At 40.0% G+C, this 20,748-nt stretch carries 19 protein-coding genes; 6 read left to right on the top strand and 13 right to left on the bottom strand.

Features of this window, described 5'->3' with window-relative positions:
* The first annotated feature begins 257 nt into the window (after positions 1 to 257).
* Complete coding sequence (locus tag RBR61_RS03180; RefSeq protein WP_320342157.1) at positions 258 to 2,294, top strand: methyl-accepting chemotaxis protein; 2,037 nt, start codon at positions 258 to 260, stop codon at positions 2,292 to 2,294.
* A gap of 87 nt (positions 2,295 to 2,381) precedes the next feature.
* On the opposite strand, the gene RBR61_RS03175 is transcribed toward RBR61_RS03180, so the two are convergent.
* On the bottom strand, positions 2,382 to 3,680 hold the full coding sequence (locus tag RBR61_RS03175) for an alginate export family protein (protein ID WP_320342062.1): 1,299 nt from the start codon (positions 3,678 to 3,680) through the stop codon (positions 2,382 to 2,384).
* Between the two features lie 155 nt (positions 3,681 to 3,835).
* Here RBR61_RS03175 and RBR61_RS03170 point away from each other — a divergent pair, with 155 nt between their 5' ends.
* Positions 3,836 to 4,426: a class II aldolase and adducin N-terminal domain-containing protein gene (locus RBR61_RS03170; RefSeq protein ID WP_320342061.1), complete on the top strand. Its 591-nt coding sequence runs from the start codon at positions 3,836 to 3,838 to the stop codon at positions 4,424 to 4,426.
* Here RBR61_RS03170 and RBR61_RS03165 read toward each other — a convergent pair.
* Positions 4,423 to 5,721 carry an adenosylmethionine--8-amino-7-oxononanoate transaminase gene (locus tag RBR61_RS03165; RefSeq protein ID WP_320342060.1) on the bottom strand — a complete coding sequence of 433 codons (1,299 nt, stop codon included), beginning with the start codon at positions 5,719 to 5,721 and terminating at the stop codon, positions 4,423 to 4,425. The two genes, RBR61_RS03170 and RBR61_RS03165, sit on opposite strands and share 4 nt — an antisense overlap.
* A 3-nt stretch (positions 5,722 to 5,724) precedes the next feature.
* Positions 5,725 to 6,075, bottom strand: a complete 351-nt coding sequence (locus RBR61_RS03160; RefSeq protein ID WP_320342059.1) for a hypothetical protein — start codon at positions 6,073 to 6,075, stop codon at positions 5,725 to 5,727.
* 150 nt (positions 6,076 to 6,225) lie between these two features.
* Between RBR61_RS03160 and RBR61_RS03155 the strand changes: the two genes are divergently transcribed.
* From RBR61_RS03155 to RBR61_RS03140, 4 genes are all read left to right on the top strand, one after another.
* Positions 6,226 to 7,689, top strand: coding sequence for a SurA N-terminal domain-containing protein (locus RBR61_RS03155; protein ID WP_320342058.1), 1,464 nt, complete (start codon positions 6,226 to 6,228; stop codon positions 7,687 to 7,689).
* Position 7,690: 1 nt separating this feature from the next.
* A complete protein-coding gene (gene ftsA / locus RBR61_RS03150) occupies positions 7,691 to 9,055 on the top strand; it encodes a cell division protein FtsA (RefSeq protein WP_320342057.1) in 1,365 nt (454 codons plus the stop codon).
* Positions 9,056 to 9,066: 11 nt separating this feature from the next.
* Positions 9,067 to 10,185: a cell division protein FtsZ gene (gene ftsZ, locus RBR61_RS03145; RefSeq protein ID WP_320342056.1), complete on the top strand. Its 1,119-nt coding sequence runs from the start codon at positions 9,067 to 9,069 to the stop codon at positions 10,183 to 10,185.
* Between the two features lie 182 nt (positions 10,186 to 10,367).
* Positions 10,368 to 10,835: a DUF302 domain-containing protein gene (locus tag RBR61_RS03140; RefSeq protein WP_320342055.1), complete on the top strand. Its 468-nt coding sequence runs from the start codon at positions 10,368 to 10,370 to the stop codon at positions 10,833 to 10,835.
* A gap of 351 nt (positions 10,836 to 11,186) precedes the next feature.
* On the opposite strand, the gene RBR61_RS03135 is transcribed toward RBR61_RS03140, so the two are convergent.
* From RBR61_RS03135 to RBR61_RS03090, 10 genes are all read right to left on the bottom strand, one after another.
* Positions 11,187 to 12,545 carry an OprD family outer membrane porin gene (locus tag RBR61_RS03135; RefSeq protein WP_320342054.1) on the bottom strand — a complete coding sequence of 453 codons (1,359 nt, stop codon included), beginning with the start codon at positions 12,543 to 12,545 and terminating at the stop codon, positions 11,187 to 11,189.
* A 165-nt stretch (positions 12,546 to 12,710) separates the two neighbouring features.
* The gene (locus tag RBR61_RS03130; RefSeq protein ID WP_320342053.1) at positions 12,711 to 13,919 is read right to left on the bottom strand and encodes an ArsS family sensor histidine kinase; all 1,209 of its coding nucleotides are present in this window, start codon (positions 13,917 to 13,919) and stop codon (positions 12,711 to 12,713) included.
* Positions 13,916 to 14,614, bottom strand: coding sequence for a response regulator transcription factor (locus tag RBR61_RS03125; RefSeq protein ID WP_320342052.1), 699 nt, complete (start codon positions 14,612 to 14,614; stop codon positions 13,916 to 13,918). Before RBR61_RS03125 ends, RBR61_RS03130 begins: the two co-directional genes overlap by 4 nt.
* A gap of 75 nt (positions 14,615 to 14,689) precedes the next feature.
* Positions 14,690 to 15,814: a multiheme c-type cytochrome gene (locus tag RBR61_RS03120; protein ID WP_320342051.1), complete on the bottom strand. Its 1,125-nt coding sequence runs from the start codon at positions 15,812 to 15,814 to the stop codon at positions 14,690 to 14,692.
* A gap of 83 nt (positions 15,815 to 15,897) precedes the next feature.
* Positions 15,898 to 16,527, bottom strand: coding sequence for a Crp/Fnr family transcriptional regulator (locus RBR61_RS03115; protein WP_320342050.1), 630 nt, complete (start codon positions 16,525 to 16,527; stop codon positions 15,898 to 15,900).
* 22 nt (positions 16,528 to 16,549) lie between these two features.
* The gene (locus RBR61_RS03110; RefSeq protein WP_320342049.1) at positions 16,550 to 17,497 is read right to left on the bottom strand and encodes a hypothetical protein; all 948 of its coding nucleotides are present in this window, start codon (positions 17,495 to 17,497) and stop codon (positions 16,550 to 16,552) included.
* Positions 17,498 to 18,166, bottom strand: a complete 669-nt coding sequence (locus RBR61_RS03105) for an ABC transporter ATP-binding protein (protein WP_320342048.1) — start codon at positions 18,164 to 18,166, stop codon at positions 17,498 to 17,500.
* Positions 18,166 to 19,341 (bottom strand): FtsX-like permease family protein, encoded by a 1,176-nt coding sequence (locus tag RBR61_RS03100; protein WP_320342047.1) that lies wholly within the window; start codon positions 19,339 to 19,341, stop codon positions 18,166 to 18,168. Before RBR61_RS03100 ends, RBR61_RS03105 begins: the two co-directional genes overlap by 1 nt.
* Positions 19,341 to 19,637 carry a hypothetical protein gene (locus RBR61_RS03095; protein ID WP_320342046.1) on the bottom strand — a complete coding sequence of 99 codons (297 nt, stop codon included), beginning with the start codon at positions 19,635 to 19,637 and terminating at the stop codon, positions 19,341 to 19,343. Before RBR61_RS03095 ends, RBR61_RS03100 begins: the two co-directional genes overlap by 1 nt.
* Positions 19,630 to 20,718 (bottom strand): nitrous oxide reductase accessory protein NosL, encoded by a 1,089-nt coding sequence (locus RBR61_RS03090; RefSeq protein WP_320342045.1) that lies wholly within the window; start codon positions 20,716 to 20,718, stop codon positions 19,630 to 19,632. Before RBR61_RS03090 ends, RBR61_RS03095 begins: the two co-directional genes overlap by 8 nt.
* Positions 20,719 to 20,748: the final 30 nt, after the last annotated feature.

Genomic DNA, 20,748 nt, shown 5'->3' with positions numbered 1-20,748 from the left:
TTATCCTGTAACACTCCCGCAATAATTGCGGGAAAACCAGAGCTTTTGACACTACAAAACGTTTCATTTTATTATTACGATATTTTTTTATACAAGCCCCGTCCATCCCCAAAGCATCTACATCCCTCTTTATTTTTTAAAGATCAGCCATAAATCTAAATGGCACGTCTAAATTTAAGATTAACAACTGTAAAATCATTCAAAAAAACACAAACGCCAGAGCGTAAGCACAATCACAAGGAGAGACAGTGAAAAAAATGTCTATTAAAATACAGGTAATACTGCTTGTTGTAGTATCTTTACTCTTTTTGAGCCTGATATCTACCTATATATCAAGCTCAAAAAGCAAAGAGGCACTCTTAGAAGCAAATGATTCTAAATTAACTCTTACAAGAGATATAAAAAAGAACCAGATAGAGAGCTTTTTTCAAGAGAGAATTGGAGACATAAATGTTCTTGCACGCTCTGAGAATATAGAAGATATCATAAAAGACTTGGCTCTCTTGGGTGATCAACTCGGAGTTAGACCGACCGACAACTACCCGGTTGCAAATCCGCTTGTCAAAGAAAAGACACAACCGCATGAGAGTTTTTTTCAGGGTTATGTAAAAGATTACGGCTACTATGATATTTTTGTTATCTCTGCAAAATATGGGCGTGTTATCTACTCGGCTGCAAAAGAGAGCGACTATGGCGCGAACCTCAAAACAGGTTCTCTAAAAGAGAGCGGCTTAGGTCAGGCATTTAAACAGGCTCTTGAAAAAAACCGTCCTCTATATGTAGACATGGCTCCATACGCTCCAAGTAAGGGAGAACCTGCAATGTTCTTGGCAGCTCCCGTTGAGATAGACGGTAAAGTAGAAGCCGTGATCGCTTTTCAGATATCGGACGCTTCTATATCAAAGATCATGAACTACCGCGAAGGGTACGGCAAAACACAGGAAGATTATCTTGTCGGACAAGACAACCTAATGAGAAGCGACAGTTTTTTAAGAAAAGAGACTCACTCTCTTAGAGCATCTTTTGCGAACCCCTCTGTTGGTAAAGTCGATCATGAAGCTTCAAGAGGCGGACTTAACTCTCAAAGCGGAAATATAACGACCAAAGGTTTTACAGGAGAGAGTGTTATATTTGCATACTCCTATATAAGTGTTGGCGAAGATTTTAAATGGGCGATCATATCAAGAATATCAGAAGATGAAGTTTTAGAGTCCGTCAATGAGATTAGAAACACTTTAGTCATAGATGCGCTTGTTCTTCTGAGTGTTATTATCGCCCTTGCGATATTTTTAATAAACAGAAGTTTGGTAACACCGATGGAGAAGTTCAAAGAGACGCTTTTAAGTATTGCAAACAACAAAAACCTGACTCTGAGCGTGAACGAAAACGCCCCTCTTGAACTCTCACAGATGGCAAGAAGTTTTAACGATTTGATGAGGGAGCTAAAAGACCTCATAGATACCTCAAAAGTAAGTTCAAGCGAAAATGCTTCCATCTCTCATGAACTCTCGACCACTGCAATGGGTGTCGGGGAGAACGTTGAGAAGAGTGTTGTCGTCATAGATGAAGCAACGCAAAAAGCAAACAGCATCAAAGAAGAGATAGCTCAGGCGATCATTGATGCTCAGGAGAGTAAAAAAGAGATCATTAAAGCAAATGAGAATCTTAACTTAGCACGCGGTGAGATAGTTGCTCTTACAAACAAAGTTCAAAGTTCGGCAGAGCTTGAAGTGGAGCTCTCACAAAGGATGCAGACGCTCTCAAGTGAAGCAAATGAGGTTAAGAACATATTAGAGATCATCTCCGATATCGCAGAACAGACGAATCTTCTAGCACTTAACGCTGCCATAGAAGCTGCCCGTGCGGGAGAGCATGGACGCGGATTTGCAGTTGTTGCAGACGAAGTGAGAAAACTTGCAGAACGTACTCAAAGAAGTCTTACAGAGATAAATGCGACCATTAATGTTATCGTTCAATCGATCATGGACGTAAGTACGCAGATGAATGCTAACTCTGAAGATATTCAAAAGCTCTCGGAGAATGCGACCGATGTCGAAGCTAAGATAAATGATAGCGTATCCATCGTTCAAGATGCGGTAAGTGCGAGCGATAAAACAGTAAGCGATTTTGAAAAAGCAGGAAGAGATGTTGAGTTCATTGTTTCTCAAGTTTCAGAGATAAACGAGATATCTTCCAAAAACGCAAGAAACGTAGAGGAGATAGCAGCTGCGGCTGAGCATCTAAACTCTATGACCGATGAGCTGCATGCAAAACTAGAGGTGTTTAGAACGTAAGCACCTGTTTACTGCCTACGACCAAATCTGATAGAACCTGCATTGTTGAGGAGATTTTCTCATCAAAGTATGGTTCGTTTTTAAAGATTAAAAATTATAAGCTACCTGAGCGACAAAACCCAAAGCGTTATCATCCGTAATATAGCTGTTCTTGGTTGCTGCCTCTTCTATGTAGCTCCCACTCATAAAATAACCTACACCGAGAAGAAGCTTGATATCTTTTGAGTAGTTATATGTTGCAAAAATATCGATCTCATCCCCGTAGTGGTCATTTTGCATAGATGCTATCGTATAACTCATCCACTTGTTACTCTGCTGATGGGCATAAAATTTATGATACTCAAGCTTAATACTTGTTTGTGTATTTGGCGTCAAGATGGCAAAGAGTTCATAATCTTTGAGATTGTTCCATTGCACAAGATTAAGTCTTCCGTAGTACTTGTCGCTTGCTCCAAATACGGCATCAAAGGTCTCCCTCTCTTTCGTATCTGGATCATCGCCGCTTGCGTATGAGTAACCCAGACCGACTTTAGTATTTAAAGATTTAAAATTGTAACCTCCGTCTAGATGATAGCCAACAGCATCGATCGAGACCGTCTCATCTGTCACTTTTGTATAGTCGCCGAAAGATTTTATATAGGTCATATCATAAAAAAATCTATTTATATCCCTGTCGTAAACTCTTGCTCCTGCATAAAAATTCTCTAATGAGTTGTAGAGCTCATTTTTCCTCTCGTTTGTTTTATATGCAAAGATCGGCTCGATCGCAGCACTGTTCTTGTAAGCATAATGTCCGTACACTCCGCCGCCGTAATATCCGTGACGATGGTTTAGACTAAAGTCGTCAGGATCGTGAAGCATGGTCGCGCCGTAGAAAAAGTCTAAAAAATTATCCCCCTCTTTTAGCGAAACTTTCACTGCATCCCATATCCATTTTCCTGAGTTCTTCCACTCCCCTGGGCCAAAAACTCTTGAATCACCGTACGAGATGCTCTGTCTTCCTGCAGTAACGGTCATCTTCTTGTTTTTATACTCAAGATATGTTTTAGCGAGTTCAAAACTGTCCGTCTGTGAGCTGTTAACCTGTCCAAACTCTCTATTGTACCAATCATCGCTCTTAAAGCCCCAATCTATCACCCTTGAGTCCTGCATAGAGAGTTTCGCACTCCAGTTGTCGTTAAACTTATATCCGATCCCAAGTCGAACTCTTGTCATAAGGTAGCTGTCATGAGCCTCTCCGACTTTTGGGTTTGTTCCGTAATACTTCTCGTTCATATTATCAAAGCTCTCAAAGCGCAGCCTTACCTGCCCATAATAATCAAACTCTGCATATAGCGACGAAGCTATCAGCAACAATAGAGAGAGTTTTGCGGTTCTGTTTTTCATAATTTTACTTTAGAATTAATATAGATGTTTTAAAAGCGGTTTTATACTATATATTTCCTTTTTAGATGCTTGAATTGAGTTTAAAGGTTCTTATTGTGTTGTTTTAAAATAGGGTTTGTGATAAACTTCTATATCTAATAAAAGAGCAGTTTTAAATGAACAAAGAACATCTAAAAAAGAAACTCTCGGCACTCGCCCTCTCAATGTTTAGAAAAGATTTTTTCGGCATCTATCACGGTTCCATCTCAGCAAAAACCGAATCAAACCGTTTTCTTATAAATACAAAAGAGGCTATATTCGACGCGCTAGACAACAGCTCTCTAATAGAGCTTTATTATAAAAAAGATTACAGATGGAACCAGGCGAGCATAGACTCAAACATCCATCACAGCATATACTCTCAAATATCGGATGCAAAGTTCATCTGTTTCAGTATGCCCCCTTTTACTACGGCATATTCGCTGGACCACAATATTATCACCCCAAAAGATTATTTCGGATATAAAGAGCTAGGTTCCATTGATATTGTAGACCCGAGAAGTTTTGATGATTGGTACGAAAGAGCAAGCAGCGAGATCGCCTACTATTTTCAGAGTAAAAAAACGGATATCATGGTCATAAGAGGCTATGGGGTATATACTTTTAATAGAGATATTCATGAGATGGCAAAGAAGATCGCCATCTTAGAGAAGAGCTGCAGACTCCTTCTGTTGGATAACACAAAAAACGATACCGCGTTTGACTAAATAAGACTCTTTATAGCCTCATAAGCTGTATCCATCATCTTGTCGCACTCCTCTTTTGTGATGATATATGGCGGCATAAAGTAGACTATATGACCGAGCGGACGCAGTAAAACGCCGTTGTCAAGCCCATATTGATAGACTCTAAGCCCTACTCTCTCTTCGGGCTTGTACCCTTTTAGCTCTACCGCACAGATCATGCCCGTCTGCCTTATAGAAGCGACATTTTCAAGCTCTTTAAACTTTGAGAGCTTTTGGGACATATACTCGGCTGTCTCTCTGTTCTTTTCTATAACATCATCTCTTTCAAATATATCAAGAGTTGCATTTGCGGCAGCACAGGCAAGAGCATTTCCTGTATAACTGTGTGAGTGCAGAAACGCTTTGTGCTCATTATAGTCGCAATAGAACTTTGCATATATCTCATCTGTCGTTAGCACCACAGAGAGCGGCAGGTAGCCGCCTGTAAGCCCTTTTGAGAGCACTATGAAATCAGGCGTTATGTTAGCGCTTTGGCATGCGAACATCTCACCGGTTCTTCCAAAGCCTACCATGACCTCGTCTGCTATCATATGGATATTGTAGCTGTTGCAAATCTCACGCACCAAGACCAGGAACTCCTTATGATACATATGCATATATCCCGCACCCTGAACAAGCGGCTCAAGTATAATAGCGCTTATCTCATCCGCTCTCTCTTCGCACAACTCTCCAAAAAGCAGAGCCGCTTCTCTTGCCGATTCTATGCTCATATCTTTTGGAACGGGCGTCTGGATGCTTCGCACCAGAAGCGGCTCGTAAGTATCTTTGTAAAGTTTTACATCGCCTACACTAAGCGCGCCTATTGTCTCGCCGTGATAAGAGTTTGTAAGTGAGACAAAGACCTTTTTGTCCGCCCCGCTGTTCTTGTGTGCATGAAAGCTCATCTTCAGGGCGACTTCAACGGCACTTGAGCCGTTGTCGGCATAGAAACATTTACTAAGTCCTCTTGGCGTTAGTTTTACTAACCTCTCAGAGAGTCTAACCACCTGTTCATGGGTAAATCCTGCCAAAATAACATGCTCTAACGTATCTAACTGCTCTTTTATTTTTTCATTTATATAACTGTTAGTGTGCCCGAAAAGATTTACCCACCAGCTGCTTACGGCATCCATATAAGAGTTGCCATCAAAATCTTCCAGATAGATTCCATGCGCCTTTTTTATGGGGATCAGAGGGAGCGTTTCATGGTCTTTCATCTGCGTACATGGATGCCACAAAACCTCCAAATCTCTATTTTTTAACTCTAAATTGTTCATATACTATTTTTTCAACTCCACGGCTTCATACTCAGGAGTAAACTCAAGGTTTGTACATGCCAAGAGTCCGTGAAGCTCCATCTCCGCTCCGCTTACGTCAAAGAGCTCTTCGCCCTCTTTTCCTAGAAAAATAAACTTTTCGTATTTGTGGTTGTCTCTGTCAACGTATTTTGAGTATACAACGTAGAAAGCATTTTTAAATTCCGGTATTTTTGAACAGGTTTTAATATACTTCTCACACTCTTTATCTATACTCTTTATCTCTAATACGTCTGATTGAATCGTATTTAGCAATACTTCTGGCAATTTTGGCAACTCTTCTTTAATGTTTGAATACTTATCTATATTGCTCATATAAAATCCTTTCTAAACTCTTTGTAGGTAAATGTTACCACCTTTTCATTAATATTCTTATTAGTAATTATTATCCCAAGCTCTCTTTATCAAGGTTTAATACGAATTTACATAAAATTACGAAAATATCATAAATAAGGCTTGAAATCGATGATCACATGGATGCAGAGACATAAAAAATATCTCATAATAACTATTTGGATTTCCACGATCGCTTTTGTCGGCGCCGGCTTCGTCGGATGGGGTCAATACAGCTACGGAGATAAAGCCGGAGCAGTTGCCAAAGTTGGCAGTGTCGAGATAACAATGGGCGAACTTCAAAAAAGCTACTCAAATCTTTACAATCAATACTCACAGATGTTTCAAGGAGAGTTTGATGAGGAGAAAGCAAAAAGTTTCGGTCTAAAATCACAAGCTCTTCAGTTTTTAACACAGCAGGCACTCGTGCTCAATCTGGCTAAATCTTATGATCTGCAGATAAGCGACGCAGAGCTGCTAGATGAGATCAAAAAGCAGGATTTTTTCCAAAAAGAGGGTGTTTTTGACAAAGAGATATACAAGCAGGTTCTATCAAGAAACAACCTAAGCATCAAAGAGTATGAAGCTGACGTGAGAAAAGAGCTTCTAATCAAAAAAACACTTAGCCTTCTACCTGCCGTAGCACAGGAGAGCGAGCATGAGATCTTAAACACGGCTATGAATATAGCAGATAAAATAGAGTATAAACTTCTAGATGCTAACCAGATAAATATAGACACTTCAGATGCGGTAATAAAGCCTTTTTGGGAGAATATGAAGAGCAGTTTTATGAGCGAAGTAAGCTATGACGTAAAATTCATCAAACAGCCAAAGCTCTCACTTGAATTTGACGATGCAACGATCGCTCAGCACTACGATGAGAACAAGCTGAACTTTAAAGACAGCGAAGGCAAAATAGTCTCACTCGAAGATGCAAAAAGCATGGTTGTCAGCGAGCTAAATGCAAAAGAGACCAAAAAAGAGGCTCTAAGAGGATATATTGCATATAAAAAGGGAGAGATTGACGCTGCAGAGATAAAAGATGCAACTATCTCGATCTCAAACAACCCTTTTAGCAAAGATGCTATTGATGTAGTGTCGGGTCTAACTCCGCTATCTCCTTTCTCTAAGCCGGTAATGGTAGGAGAGGACTACTTTACGTTCGAGCTTGTAAAAGTCAACCCCTCACAGCCAAAAAGCTATGAAGATGCTAAGAGCGAAGCGATAGCTATGTATGTTGAGCAAGAGAGAAAAAGAAGAGTTTCAGAACTTGCGAAAAACTCATTTGCTACATTTAAAGGCAAAACGACCGATTTTATAACGGTTAATGATTATAACAAGCTAACAGATCTAAGCGAGAGTGACGCTAACGAGTTCTTAAATACTCTTATTACTAAAAACACGAAGAGAGGCTATATTACTTTGGATAGCGGAAACATCGTTATGTATAACATCTTGGAACAAAAACTGCTTAAGAACGATAACAGCAGTCAAGGTGATGTTATCGCTAGATTGAAAAGTGCTATGTTTAACGAAGGGTTGATCAAAAACCTGCAAAACAAGTACAAAACCGAGATTTTTATCGAAGGACTCTAAGTTGAGCAGAACTGTTTTAGCCATAGATATTGGTTCGACAAAGATATGTGCAATTATCGCAGAGATAGCTGACGATAACTCCATAGCTATAACAGGAGCGGGAACTTGCAAGGCGCAAGGCCTCAAAAAGGGAAGTATAACAAATATAGAGCTTGCTTCAAGATCTATAAAAACAGCGCTAAATGACGCAAAAAGAGTCTCAGGCAGCGAAGTAAACACTGCAATAGTCTCTATTTCAGGCGCTTACACAAAGAGCCTAAACTCCAGCGGTATCGTAAATATTCAAAACAAAGAGGTCAGTTTTAAAGAGATAGAGCGTGTAATGCAGACATCTCTTTACAATGCCAATATTCCAAACGAGTATGAAGTACTTCATGCGCTTCCATATAACTTCAAAGCAGATGACCAGGACTACATAGAGGACCCGCTTGGGATGAATGCTTCAAGGCTTGAGGTCGAGACACACATCATCACAACTCAAAAATCAAACCTTAACAACCTGAGAAAAGCCGTCCGCGGTGCAGGCGTAGAGGTAGAGAATATTGTATTAACCGGTTATGCATCCTCAATAGCGACACTCAATGACGATGAAAAAGAGCTTGGTGTTGCAGTTATTGACATGGGCGGAAATACCAGTAATATAACCATCCACTCAGGCAACTCCATAAGATACAACGACTTTTTGGGCGTAGGTTCAAACCACGTGACAAGCGATCTCTCGATGGCACTTCACACTCCTCTTAATATTGCAGAGAGCGTAAAACTGAACTACGGTTCACTTCTAAACCCTAGCAGCGACCTTATAGAGCTACCTATTATCGGTGATGAGAACACGACGCACGAGGTCTCTTTGGAAGTCGTACACAACGTTATCTATGCAAGAGTTGAAGAGACTTTGATGATACTGGCTCAGTTTATAGAAAACAGCGGATTAAAAGATAAAATAGGTGCGGGAATAGTTCTCACAGGCGGATTTTCACAGATGGAGGGGATGAGAGAACTTGCAGTTGCAACGTTTGGTTCTGTACCTGTACGCCTTGCAAAACCAAAAGAGATGGACGGTCTTTTTGACAACCTTCGCTCACCTGAATACTCAAGCGCCGTAGGTCTTGTTATGTACGCGGCATCCGCATACACTCAGTATGAGATAGATGTAAATAAAAGAGTTAGACACTCAAATGAGGTTCATACGGGTCATGTAAGTATAAACCTGACACAAGAGCCTGATGTCTCGACGCCGCACCTGCAAGAGCAAGGGAGTGAGAAAAAAGAGGGGATGGTCTCTATATCCATGAAGAAGAGCAAAAAAGAGGATGAGGCCGGAGCCTTCAATAAATTTTGGAACTGGGCAACACAGTTATTTTAAGGAGAGAGAGTATGGAACCATTTTTAGTTGAAGAAGCAAGTAATCTAAACGGTGCAAGAATTGTAGCTGTCGGCGTCGGCGGCGGCGGCGGAAATATGATCGGTCATATGATCAAAGAGGGTGTTACGGGTATCGAGATGATCATGATAAACACCGATGCTCAAGCACTTAAAGAGACTGTCGGTGCATCTACGATCCAGATCGGCGTAAAGCTCACAAAAGGTCTTGGTGCAGGAATGAAGCCCGAGATCGGCAAAGAGTCCGCACTAGAGAACTACGATGAGATAAAAAAGGCGCTTGAGGGAGCAGACATTGTGTTTATCTCTGCAGGTCTAGGCGGCGGAACAGGAACCGGAGCGGCGCCAGTAATCGCAAAGATCGCCAAAGAGGTCGATGCTCTGACAGTCTCGATAGTCACAAAACCTTTTATGTTCGAAGCACCGAAAAGACTAAAACTTGCAAAAGCAGGTCTTGAAGAGCTTAAAAAAGAGAGTGACTCTATAGTAGTTATTCCAAACGACAAGCTACTCTCTATCATTGATAGAAAACTTGGCATAAAAGATAGCTTCAAGATAGTTGACAGCGTTTTAGCACAAGCGGTAAGCGGAACGGCAGGCGTAATTCTCTCTACGGGTGAAAACGATATCAACCTTGACTTTGCCGACTTAAAAACCGTTATGAGCCACAAGGGTATGGCGCTTATGGGTGTCGGTGAGCATGAAGGCGAAAATGCTGCTTACGAGGCTATCAAAGCGGCCATCGAGTCTCCTCTTCTTGACAATGTCTCTATAAACGGAGCAATGGGTGTCCTGGTTCACTTCCATATGCACCCGAACTTCCCTATGATAGAGACATCAGAGGCTATGATCGTAGTTCAAGAGAGCGCGCATGAAGATGCAGACGTTATTTTCGGTACATCTACGGACGAGACTCTTCCTGAGAACTATGTAAAGATAACCATTATCGCAACAGGTTTTGAGAAAGACCTAAACTCCGGTTCAAACAATGAGAACTTTGTAAACGAGACTCCTTCTCCTGTTACAAAAATACGCCCAAGACTCGTAGTAGGCGGTGATCTGGATGGAAGCCACTTAGACATTCCATCATATATGAGACAACAGCAAGACTAAAAAACCTCTCTCTGCCAAATACTCTCTTTGCCGCCGAGCAGGGGAGTATTTGTTAACACTGCATTAACAAAAAATTAACATCTAATTCATACTAAGCACATATACTTATAACAATAAATTTCTTTAAAAAAGAGATTTAGTATCAAGGCCCATTGTAGGGTTAAATTCAAAGGATGTGTAAAATGAGAAAGATTCTATTGGCGTGTTTATTGACTTTGTCGGTATGGGCTGCAGAGAGCAATGTATATAAAGTGAGCTACAATGCTCCGGTTGACAAAGTTCTAGACAATATGCTTGCAAAGTTCAAGCAAGAGATGCTTGTAGTTGTATGGCAGCTGGATATTCTAGAGGAGTTTAAACATAAAGGTTTAGACAAAAAGTTTGGTGAGAACTTCAACAAAGCAGGACTTACTGCGGTTAAAACACTTGTTGCATGTAACGGTAAGTTCGGTAACGATATCATCAATCAAGATTCAGATATGATGGCTTACTGCCCTATTCGTATAACATTAACTGAAAAAGACGGTGTAACAACTGTTCTATATGTTCGTCCATCATCTGCTCCTAGAGACTCTAAAGCGTACCAATCTCTTGTAAAACTAGAGAAAAAAGTGACAAAAGCTATTGAAGAATCAATGGAGATGGAATAATCCAAATCTCTTTCCAAGCTCTCGCAAGTGCGAGAGCTTGATATCTCCTACAAACTATTATAACCTCTAAAATATCCTCTCAATCATAAGCAATTAAAAAACAAACCATACATCTTAATACCACCTGCACATCAAAGAACAGCTCAAAGCGTACACAAGTATGCATAAATTGCTAGAGCTAAGTATATTGCACTATTTTTATATATCAGATAGCTGTAAGAGAGAAGATTGAACTATAAATAAAGAAACGATACTGAAAATATAGGCTCTTGAGAAGAGAGCCTATAAAAAATTAAAACAGGAGAGTTTATTGCCGGGCTAGCCCGACAATTTTGTAGGAGAAATTAAGAGTTAAAACGAGTATGACGCGATTGCACGGTAGTGATTCTGACGTCTTTCATTGTCTGCAAATGCACCAATACCGTTAAACTCACTTACACGTCTTGCGTTAAATACTCTGAACATCCACTCATTACTTGGTTTATACACTAAAATAGTATCAACTTCGTATGCATCATCTATAGCTGAATTACCACCTACTTTAGTAGTTGACTTGCCATAGTTAGCATAATTAACCATTAGTTTAAGTCCTTTCATTATTACATAATGAGCACCTACTTTATATGCGTCTACATCTTCACGGTATGCGTTACGAGAGAATATAGAGCTTGTATATGCAGGGTCTGCTCCCCAAGCATTGAAATATTGCCCCTCTGTACCGTTATCTTTACTTCCAGATGAGTTAAATGCCGCAAACACTCCCCACTTCTTTGTTCCTAATTCAACTTTCGCACCCATCATATTGAAGTCTCTCTCGCCAGCCAAACTATCGCCTGTATCTTTTTGCATAAGGTACTGAGCGTTTAAGTTTACTGCCATACCTTCAGAAACAGGGATCTTGTAACCTACCTCTGCATATATGTCATTTGCTATATCATCAGAGTGATAGACCCAAAGATCAGCTTTAAGATCTTTTACACCAGTATATGTTGCTCCAAGCACAGTACGGCCTGCAGTGCTATCTACGTTTGCAATTGTTCCAATATTGTAGAACTTTGCCTGTTGTATAGGACCATTAAATTGCTCAAGCAAAGTATTGCTAAATCCAACACCAGCTGTTCCAGTTCCTTCACCGATAATACCAGCATCAGCTGCCGCACGAGAACCAAGAGACATCTTTGTAATATGACCTGCTGTTATACGAAGACCGTCAATTGCGTTTGTGCCTAGCATATATGCCTCATAGAAGTTTGGCATAAGAGATGTGCTTATCTTTGTAAGTGGAGTGTCAAGTGTTTGACGACCGAATTTTGCATCGAAATACTCATGTTTGTATGAGAGATAAAGTTCACCAAGCAGACCTTTTGAGTCACCATCTTTGTCAACTACCATACCATATGCACCTTTATCCCATTCCGGTGCTGTCTTTATATCCCAGTTCGTCAAGCCAGCGTCACCATTTACATATACACCGACACCGTACTTTAGACCATCAAGCAGAGTATCCGGAGACTCATATTTTAACTTTACAAGATAACCGCTACCGTTGCTTGGAGCATATCCGTTCTTAATGTCGTCTATAACAGTCATACCCTTAAACATAACATCTAGAGTACCGCCTCTGTAACCGTTTATATCAACGCTTGCTGCCTGAAGCATTGCTCCGCCTGCCAAAGCTGCCGCTAACGACAATTTTATAGCTTTTTTCATCCATAACCCTTTTTTAGAATTTAATCTGTAGCTTAAACAACGCAAACAGTAGCTGTTTTTGCGTTCAAACTGCATAATTGTAGTATAAGAAAGCTATATAAATCGGATGTTAACTTTTTGTTAACGAATTGTTAACAAAGATAAGAATTTTAAATAATAGCGGTATCAGAGAGTTACTGTAAAATAGTTGATACCGTCTTTGTAGCTGTATGAAAGGATATACTCATGTTTGTCAAGTATGTAGTTTACTATATAAAGACCTAGCCCGAAACTCTCACTTACGTTTGCATCGCACTTTGTAAATGGCTGGGTGTAGTACTCAAGAGGGTACTGCAGCTTTTCGCCTCTGCTGCAAAAAGAGAGTTCATTGCCATTTAACTCCAGGTATACCTCCGAGTCCGTAGAGTACTTTATGCCGTTGTCGATCAGATTTTTAAAGACTATGCTCATCAGATCGAAATCAACCTCTACAACCCTGTTATCCAGATTGTTTTTTATACTATCAGGTTCCAAGAAAAGAAGATCGGCAGCATTGTCCAAAATGTCAGTCAGATGGTAGCTCTTTTTGTCTATATTGCAGTCACACGCGGTTATATTCTCGATCTGAACGATCTCTCTTGTAAGCAGATTTAGACGCAAAAAAACGTTTGTCAGAATGTCTTTTGTACGAGACTCCTCCAAGAACTCCAAAGAGATCCTCCCTTTTGTTATTGGCGTTTTTAGTTCATGCGTTATATTTCGTATAAATATAACTCTTGAGTTTATCATAGCTTTTATCTTTTTAACCGCTTTGTCAAACTCGTTTGAGACCTCTGCGATCTCATCTTTACCCTTGGATGCAAGGTCGATCTCCATATCTCCCTCTCCAAAACGTCTTATCTGCATCTGAAGGTGCTTTAGAGGGTACATGCTAATAGCAATGGAGAGGAAGAGAGCAAAAAACACGAACACAAAAGCGCCGTAAAGCCACCACATGTAGTAGACGTTTATCGGCTTGGTATTCATATCTTTTAAAATAAGTCCTCCAGTTACATCCGGCGTTACAAGATACCTGTACCCATCCTTTTCGTAAAGATCAAAGTAGAGCATTCCGCACGATATTGAGTCGCTCTTTGGCATCTCACTCAACTTTTTTTTGTCGTCTCCTACTATTTTTATATGCTTTTTTTCCAGGTTTTTCAAGAACTCCTCGTCGGAGTCTATACCAATGTGATGCTGCATAACGTATCTTGCTACTTTGTGATAGTGACCCTTTAGCTTCTCTTTGACCGACAAGAACTCATAGTCATACATAAATTTAAAAAGAATTGTGATTATGACAAATGCTATAGAGAAAAAGACACCTATCTTAAATAATATAGAGTGCCTGTTCAACTCTTCATCCTGTAACCGACACCGCGGATTGACTCTATGTATGTAGGAGACCTCGGATTATCAAATAATTTTGAGCGAAGGCGGCTGATGATGACATCTATGCTTCTCTCATCGCTCTCCCAGCTTAGACCCTCAACCGCATCTAAAATGGTTCCCCTGCTAAGCACTATACCTCTTTGGTTTATGAAAAAGGACAAAACTCCATACTCTGCTACTGTCAGATCAAGCACGCTCTCCTTGTGATATATGACCATCTTTGACTTGTCGATCTTAAAGTCCCCGAATATCTCCTCTTTAATAGATGACGAAGCGGAGGAGGAACTTTTTTTACGTCTTAACATTGCGTTAATTCTGGCGACAAGCTCTCTTGGGTCGTAAGGTTTGGGAAGATAATCATCAGCACCCTTTTCAAGCCCCAATACTTTGTCGCTAACCTCATCTCTTGCAGATGAGATGATGATAGGCACGTCAAAAGCGGCGGAGATCTTTTCACAAAGAAACAGACCGTCCATCTTTGGAAGTGTGAGATCAAGTATGATAAGGTCAAAGACTGTTTTATTAAGATGCTCCATAACGGTTGTGGGATCAGACTTTACCTCGACCGTAATCCCGCAATTTTGAAGATAATCAGATATAAGCTCTGCTAGTATCTCATCATCTTCTACCATTAATACGCGAATATCTTCCTGTGCCATCTATACTACCCGTAATACATATTTATTTAGGGCGTATTTTACACAAATATAAGAAATTCTTACTTAAGAGCAGCTCTAAAAACTAAAAGTCTCACTTTTTAAAATTCTAAATTTCGTGAACTCTTTGTCAAGTTCGAGCCCAAGCTTTTTTGCACCCTCTTTGGAAATTCTTTGAACTCCAAGAGTCAAGGTAAGCTTATCGCCGCTACGAAGAGTCTCACTGAATGAAACCTCTCTTTTTGCATAGATAAGTGTATCTTTTATAGCTTCGTTCGCTTCCCACGGCATAACCTCAACGCCGTTGCGAGCCAATACTCTCTCAAATACGAATGGCTCAAGTGCTATTGTCTTGTTGCCCCTTTTTATCTCGGCTTTCAAGATTCCCTGTCTAAATGCCTGCCCGAAAAGAGCATGATTTGACTTGTTTATGACATTAACACTAAAGCCATCACTCTTTTTTGAGAGCTTAAAGTCAATATACTCCCCCATATTGGAAGTTTTATGGTAAATTCCTGCTATACCATGGTATGCGTGGGTCTTTGTCTCTTTTAACGTAACTTTTGAGCCAGGAACTTGCGGCATATGGCAGGTAACACAGCTGTTTTTGTCATCCTCGCTTATAAGAGCATCAAGCATAGTTATATCAAAGCCGTGGTCGTTGTTCGTGTGAGAGTGGCATCCCATACAGACGTTTCCGTTATAGTAGTTTTCATTGTCGTAGTCTATTTTATGGAAAGGGGAGCTTTTTGGCTCCTTTTTCAGTCCAAACCATGATGACTTCATCTCATACTCTACTTTACCTTTTTTGCCATCTTGAGCAGTGTAATATTCACGTTTTTTATCGACTAAAATATTGCTGTTTGAGCTATCACCTTCTTGGACATCTTTTATGCTGTGACAGTACATACATGAGATCGGCTCCTCTGTCTGTGTCTCATTTCTTGTAACTACTCCCTCTTCTAGAGCCTTTAGGTCACTTGGAGAGTGGCACTTTGCACAAGTGTAGCCTTTCTCATCTTTTGGGTGTTTTTCCCACATAGCGTTGTGTATAGGGTTGTTATATATAGATGCGTTGCGGTGAGAAGATTCGTAATACTCTTCATAGATTATAGGGTGGCATGCCTGACACACTTTACTCTCGTTCGCCTCTAATTGAGCCGTAAATAAAAATGCACCTAGCAATAAAAAAAGATAACGCATACTTCTCTCCGTAGTTAAAATGTGGGTATTTTAACTAAGCGAAGAGATCTTGTTGTTGATATAGGTCAGTTATGCCTATATTTCTAAAAAAACTCTCTTAGAGCCTCTTTGTCTACGAATTTGGTCTTGATATTGATTATCTCTCTGTCTTTAAAAAACTTTAGGATTCTAGATAGTGTCTCCGGAGATACGCCTAATATCTCGGCAATCTCTATATTTTTGGTCTCAAAGAAGTCTTCAGAGTGGTTGTAGATATACTTTGCGACTCTCTCTTTTGAGTCTAAAACCAAGTTTGTAGAGATGATGTTCTCAAGATTTTTGATCTTTCTTATCAATGAAGTCTGAATGTTAAATGCCAAATTCGGATTTGCAAAAATGACCTCTTTTAGTTTCTCAAAATCTATCTTCAAAAACTCCACGTCACTGTAGGCTTTTGCGGTCGCAGGATAAGGCATCCCCTCAAAGTTTGCAACCTCGCCTATGAGCTCATTGTCGTGAAAGTATTTAAGTACCACCTCTTTATGGTTGGATGAAGTCTTATAGAGCTTTATAACGCCCTTGACCAAAAGATATAGATATTTAGGCTCGTCACCCTCATAAAAGACAATGTTGTCTTTGGATACTTTGTGCTCGGTCGTAAAACTCTCTATCTTACTGATTGTCTCTTCATCAACGTTTTGAAAAAGGACTATATTCTCTAAGTGTACTCTCATGATACTATTTTACCTCTATGATTTATAAAAAAACGCCGTTCTTAATGTAATAAACGACCACATACATCGACAATAATATAACATAAAGAGAGTTAAATAGAAGTGATTTTTCATAACTCCCCTCTCTCTCTTTTGCAAAACTAACAGATATGCCGTAAAATGTCCCCAAAAAAAGAAGAGTATATATCAGATATCCTACATAGTAGTACTCACCCTGCAAAAAGCAGAACGGGCAGTGATGTGAGGGAAGCTCATAGATATAAGTACCGAAAAAAAGTATCAGCGTTATAAGAGAGATAGGTATAAAAAGAAAATTCACTACAGAGAAAAAATATCTGTTCTTTATAAAATAGAAAAGAACCATCAAGAGATAAGTGCCGTAAAACAGAGTGATCAAGAGAGAAGTGTCCAGTAGAAAAAGAGAAGATATCGCAGATGTGGAACTGCTTGAGTAGATAGTTCCGCAGCAGCTTACCATCTTATCTATCTCTATGGAGCCAAACATAACAGTCTCTAAGATGATCTCTGCTGTAAGAAGAAAGAATAGAGGTATAAAAAGAGAGAACTTCAACTTTGTATATGGCTGCAGCTTATCGCTCATATCTTGTGAGTGAAGTTTTAGCCACAGAGCAAAAAGGTAGATATTTAATATCTTCAAGACGATCAAAGAGGCTCCAGTCTGTGTTGCGTCAACAACACCTGCCGCACACATAGCTCCGGTTATGACATTTGATATCTTATCGAGCGTAAATATAAAAAACAAAAAAAGCGCACTCTTGGTTATCAGGATATACTTTATGATCACAGCGCCTAAAAAGCTCTGCTTCTCAAGCTCATACTGAGAAGCCGAAGAGGAGTTCATATTCCAATTTAGGTATATTTTTACACTGATAAAAAATGCTACAAATGCAAAGAGTGCAAAAATAGCGTTTAAAACAAGTATGGCTATAACTTCGGGGGTTAAAAACATCTAAACTATGCTTCCGTGATGCAGCTCTATCTCTCTGTCTGCAAAACTTAGCCCGAAAAAGAGCGGGTCATGAGTTGCTACTATGATGGTCTTCCCCTCGGCTTTAAGCTCTTGGAGCATCTCTATAAAATGAAGCGAGAGCTTCTCATCCAGATTTGCCGTTGGCTCATCTGCCAAAATGATCTTTGGGTTGTTTATGTTTGCTCTGGCGATCGCCACCCTCTGTTGCTCTCCGCCCGAGAGATTTTTAACGAGCTGCTCAGCTTTATGCTCAATATGAAACATCTTTAAAACTCTTCCCAGCTTCTCGTCTATCTCTTTTTGAGCAAGGTTCATAGGAACAAGCGGCAAAACAATATTCTCTTTTACGCTAAGGTTTGGAATAAGATTGTACTTTTGAAAAACAAACCCTATGTTGTGGCGTCTATACTCGGAGGCAAAATTATCGGCAAGCTTAGATATCTTGTCTCCGTCTACTTCTACCTCTCCGCTTGTAGGCTTGCTAAGTGCGGCGATAAGCGAGAGAACAGTGCTCTTTCCGCTTCCGCTTGCACCTCTAAGGACTACGAGCTCACCCTCTTTTATATCCAGGTTGATATCTTTTAAAGCAGTTATAGTCTCTGCGTTATTTACCTTGTACTCTTTTATCACATCTTTTAGCTTTATCACTATCTTATAACCTCATCTGCTTCGAGTGTAGCGCTTCTGTATGCCGGAACGATCGTAGCCGCAATATAGACAGGCACACTTAGAAAAAATATAAGCGCCATACTCTGTAGATCAAGAACAAACGGGAGATTAAAAGATGTCTTTAACTGCGAGTAGCCTATAAAGATATTTTGCATAATAGGAGCATTTAGAACATAAACAAAGAAAAGAGCCAAAATTATGCCCGTCATATAGGAGAAAAAGGAGACGATGAAACCCTCGTAAAACTTCTCTTTTAAAACATCGTCGATCCTCCATCCGAGAGCCTTGAGTATCCCTATCTCTCTTTTTTCCTCACTGCTGAGCCCGCTTGCTTTGTCGTAGACGATCATAAAAAAGGTAAATAGCGAAACGATAAAGAGGGCTAAAAAGACCCCGCTCTTATAGTCAAAGATATTTTGATAACTGATCTTTAAATCATCTTTTGTGACAACCCTTGCATCAGGGTATAGAAGTTTTATCTTTGAAGCTATCGTTGCTATCTCATTTGGATTTGCAACCTTTACTATTATATCGGTTGCTTTTGTCTCATCAATACCGAAAATCTCTCTGATATTTTTTTTGCTCATTACTATGACGTCGTTTGACTCAAGCTCGGTTTCGCCCTCAAATGTAGAGCCTATGTAGACTCTCTTCATTTTTCCATCAGGCTTTATGAAGTTGAAGTACTCTTTGTAATAACTCCTATCCATAACTCTCTTGACACCCTCTCCTATAATCATGGAAGAGCTCTCAAAATCAAGCTGCCCGGCAACGCTCTTTAGCGACTCTTTGTACTGCTCTTCATACTCATCAATTCCCACAAGTGTAAAGTTCACACCCGCATTTTCAAAGTAGTAATATCCCCATACCCTTGCAACCGCGCTTTGCACACCGCTTATCTGCAATATCTCATCTACTGCCTCAACTCCTATCTCATCTTGACGTCCCGCTTTTATCTTCTGGATAGTTATCTCAGGAAGAGAATCAACCGTTGAATAGAGCTCATGTTTAATAGAGTTTGTTATAAAAAAGAGCGAACTTAGCAAAAAGATAAGAGCACTTAAGACAATGTAGATAAAAAGTGTCTTATATCTTTGGCGAAGCAGAGAGTTGATGGCATACTCGGTTATATAGAGGTTGAATCTGCTTCCCACTACTTATCTCCCAGATGAGAAGCACTTGTGTAGGTATATGTCGATACAAAATACTCTCTTAAAGTCCCGTCATCTCTATAAGCCGAGAAAAAATCGCTCAGGCTTCTGTGTCTAATGTATGAAGCCTCCGTTGAGATGCTAAGATCGGGAAGCTGCACGGTTTTTACGAACTCTCTTTTGCTTTCAAGCGCCTCTTCATCCATGCTTTTTGCCCAGAAAAGATAACCGATCTCAACGGACAAAACAGCACTTAGCGCAAAAAAAGCGTAGATAAAGAGCCTACTTTTTCTATTCATCTAGCTTCTTTATAACAGCCTCTGTTATCTCGTCAAATCTTAGTATTTTAGAGCCTTTGTGATCCATATAAAAAGTTTTTGCCTCGCTCTCTTTTGCAAAAGGTATAAGCTCATCTCCCATCGGACCGTAAACATCACTGCCAACCACATAGTAAGCCTCTTTGGCACTTATAGCTTTTTGGGAGTAGTAGTCGCTTACAAGCATCTTGGAGATGCCATCTTTGTGCAAAAAGTAGTACTTCATCATATCTTTTACGCCGTCAAAAGAGAAGTGCTTATCTCCGTAAAATATCTGAGCAGCCCATTTTGGGTATTTATAGACGAACATACCGCAGATCGGGCACTTCTCATCTTTATCTACCTCTATAACATCGACTCCTTTTTTATCGCCGAATCTCTTTACTTCCCAAAGATAAAGCGACAAAGGCTGCAATTCGCTCTTTTTTAGATCAGAACAAAAACTATTCTCCTTAAGTGCAGCCTTTAGCTCGTTTATCTCTAAATATGCATTGATATCTATCTCTTTTTTGCATCTTTTCTCAAAAATCTTTTTGCCCATTGAGTAGACCTGCTTCTCTTTTTTATTTTGAACCATCGCTACATCTGATTGCAGTGAGTCTTGAGCCATCTTGAGCGCTGATTTAAAATCTACTACCTCTCCGCCGTTCTCAATGCTGAACTCTTCTGCTGTCTCTTTATCCGCAAAGGCAAGTTTGCTAACTTTCGCCATTGTCCCTCTGACGTCTGAGCCGACGACGTAGTAAGCGCTTGAAGCATCTATTAGTTTTTCATTTGAAGCATCTACAACTTTTACATCTGCAGTATCTATCTCATACTCCTGCATATCCACCGCAAGGCATCTTATAGAGCAGTACTGTCTGTTTTTATTATCATGAATTTTCGCAGTGTGTGAAGTTTTGTAGTAGTCCTCTATGCTCATGCCGCATACGGGACACCACTCTTTTTGAGGACCCTCTTGGACTAACACCGGTTTTGTTGTTGCAGATTTTGTAAAGCCGACGGCATTTAAAGCTGTCACAGAGAAGATTAAACTTAAAAAGAGAACTACTTTTATAAACATTTGGATTTCCTTGAATAATTTTTATTATTC

It is taken from the genome of Sulfurimonas sp. (assembly GCF_034005705.1).
GTDB lineage: Bacteria > Campylobacterota > Campylobacteria > Campylobacterales > Sulfurimonadaceae > Sulfurimonas.
This window is presented reverse-complemented; position numbering and strand designations above follow the sequence as displayed.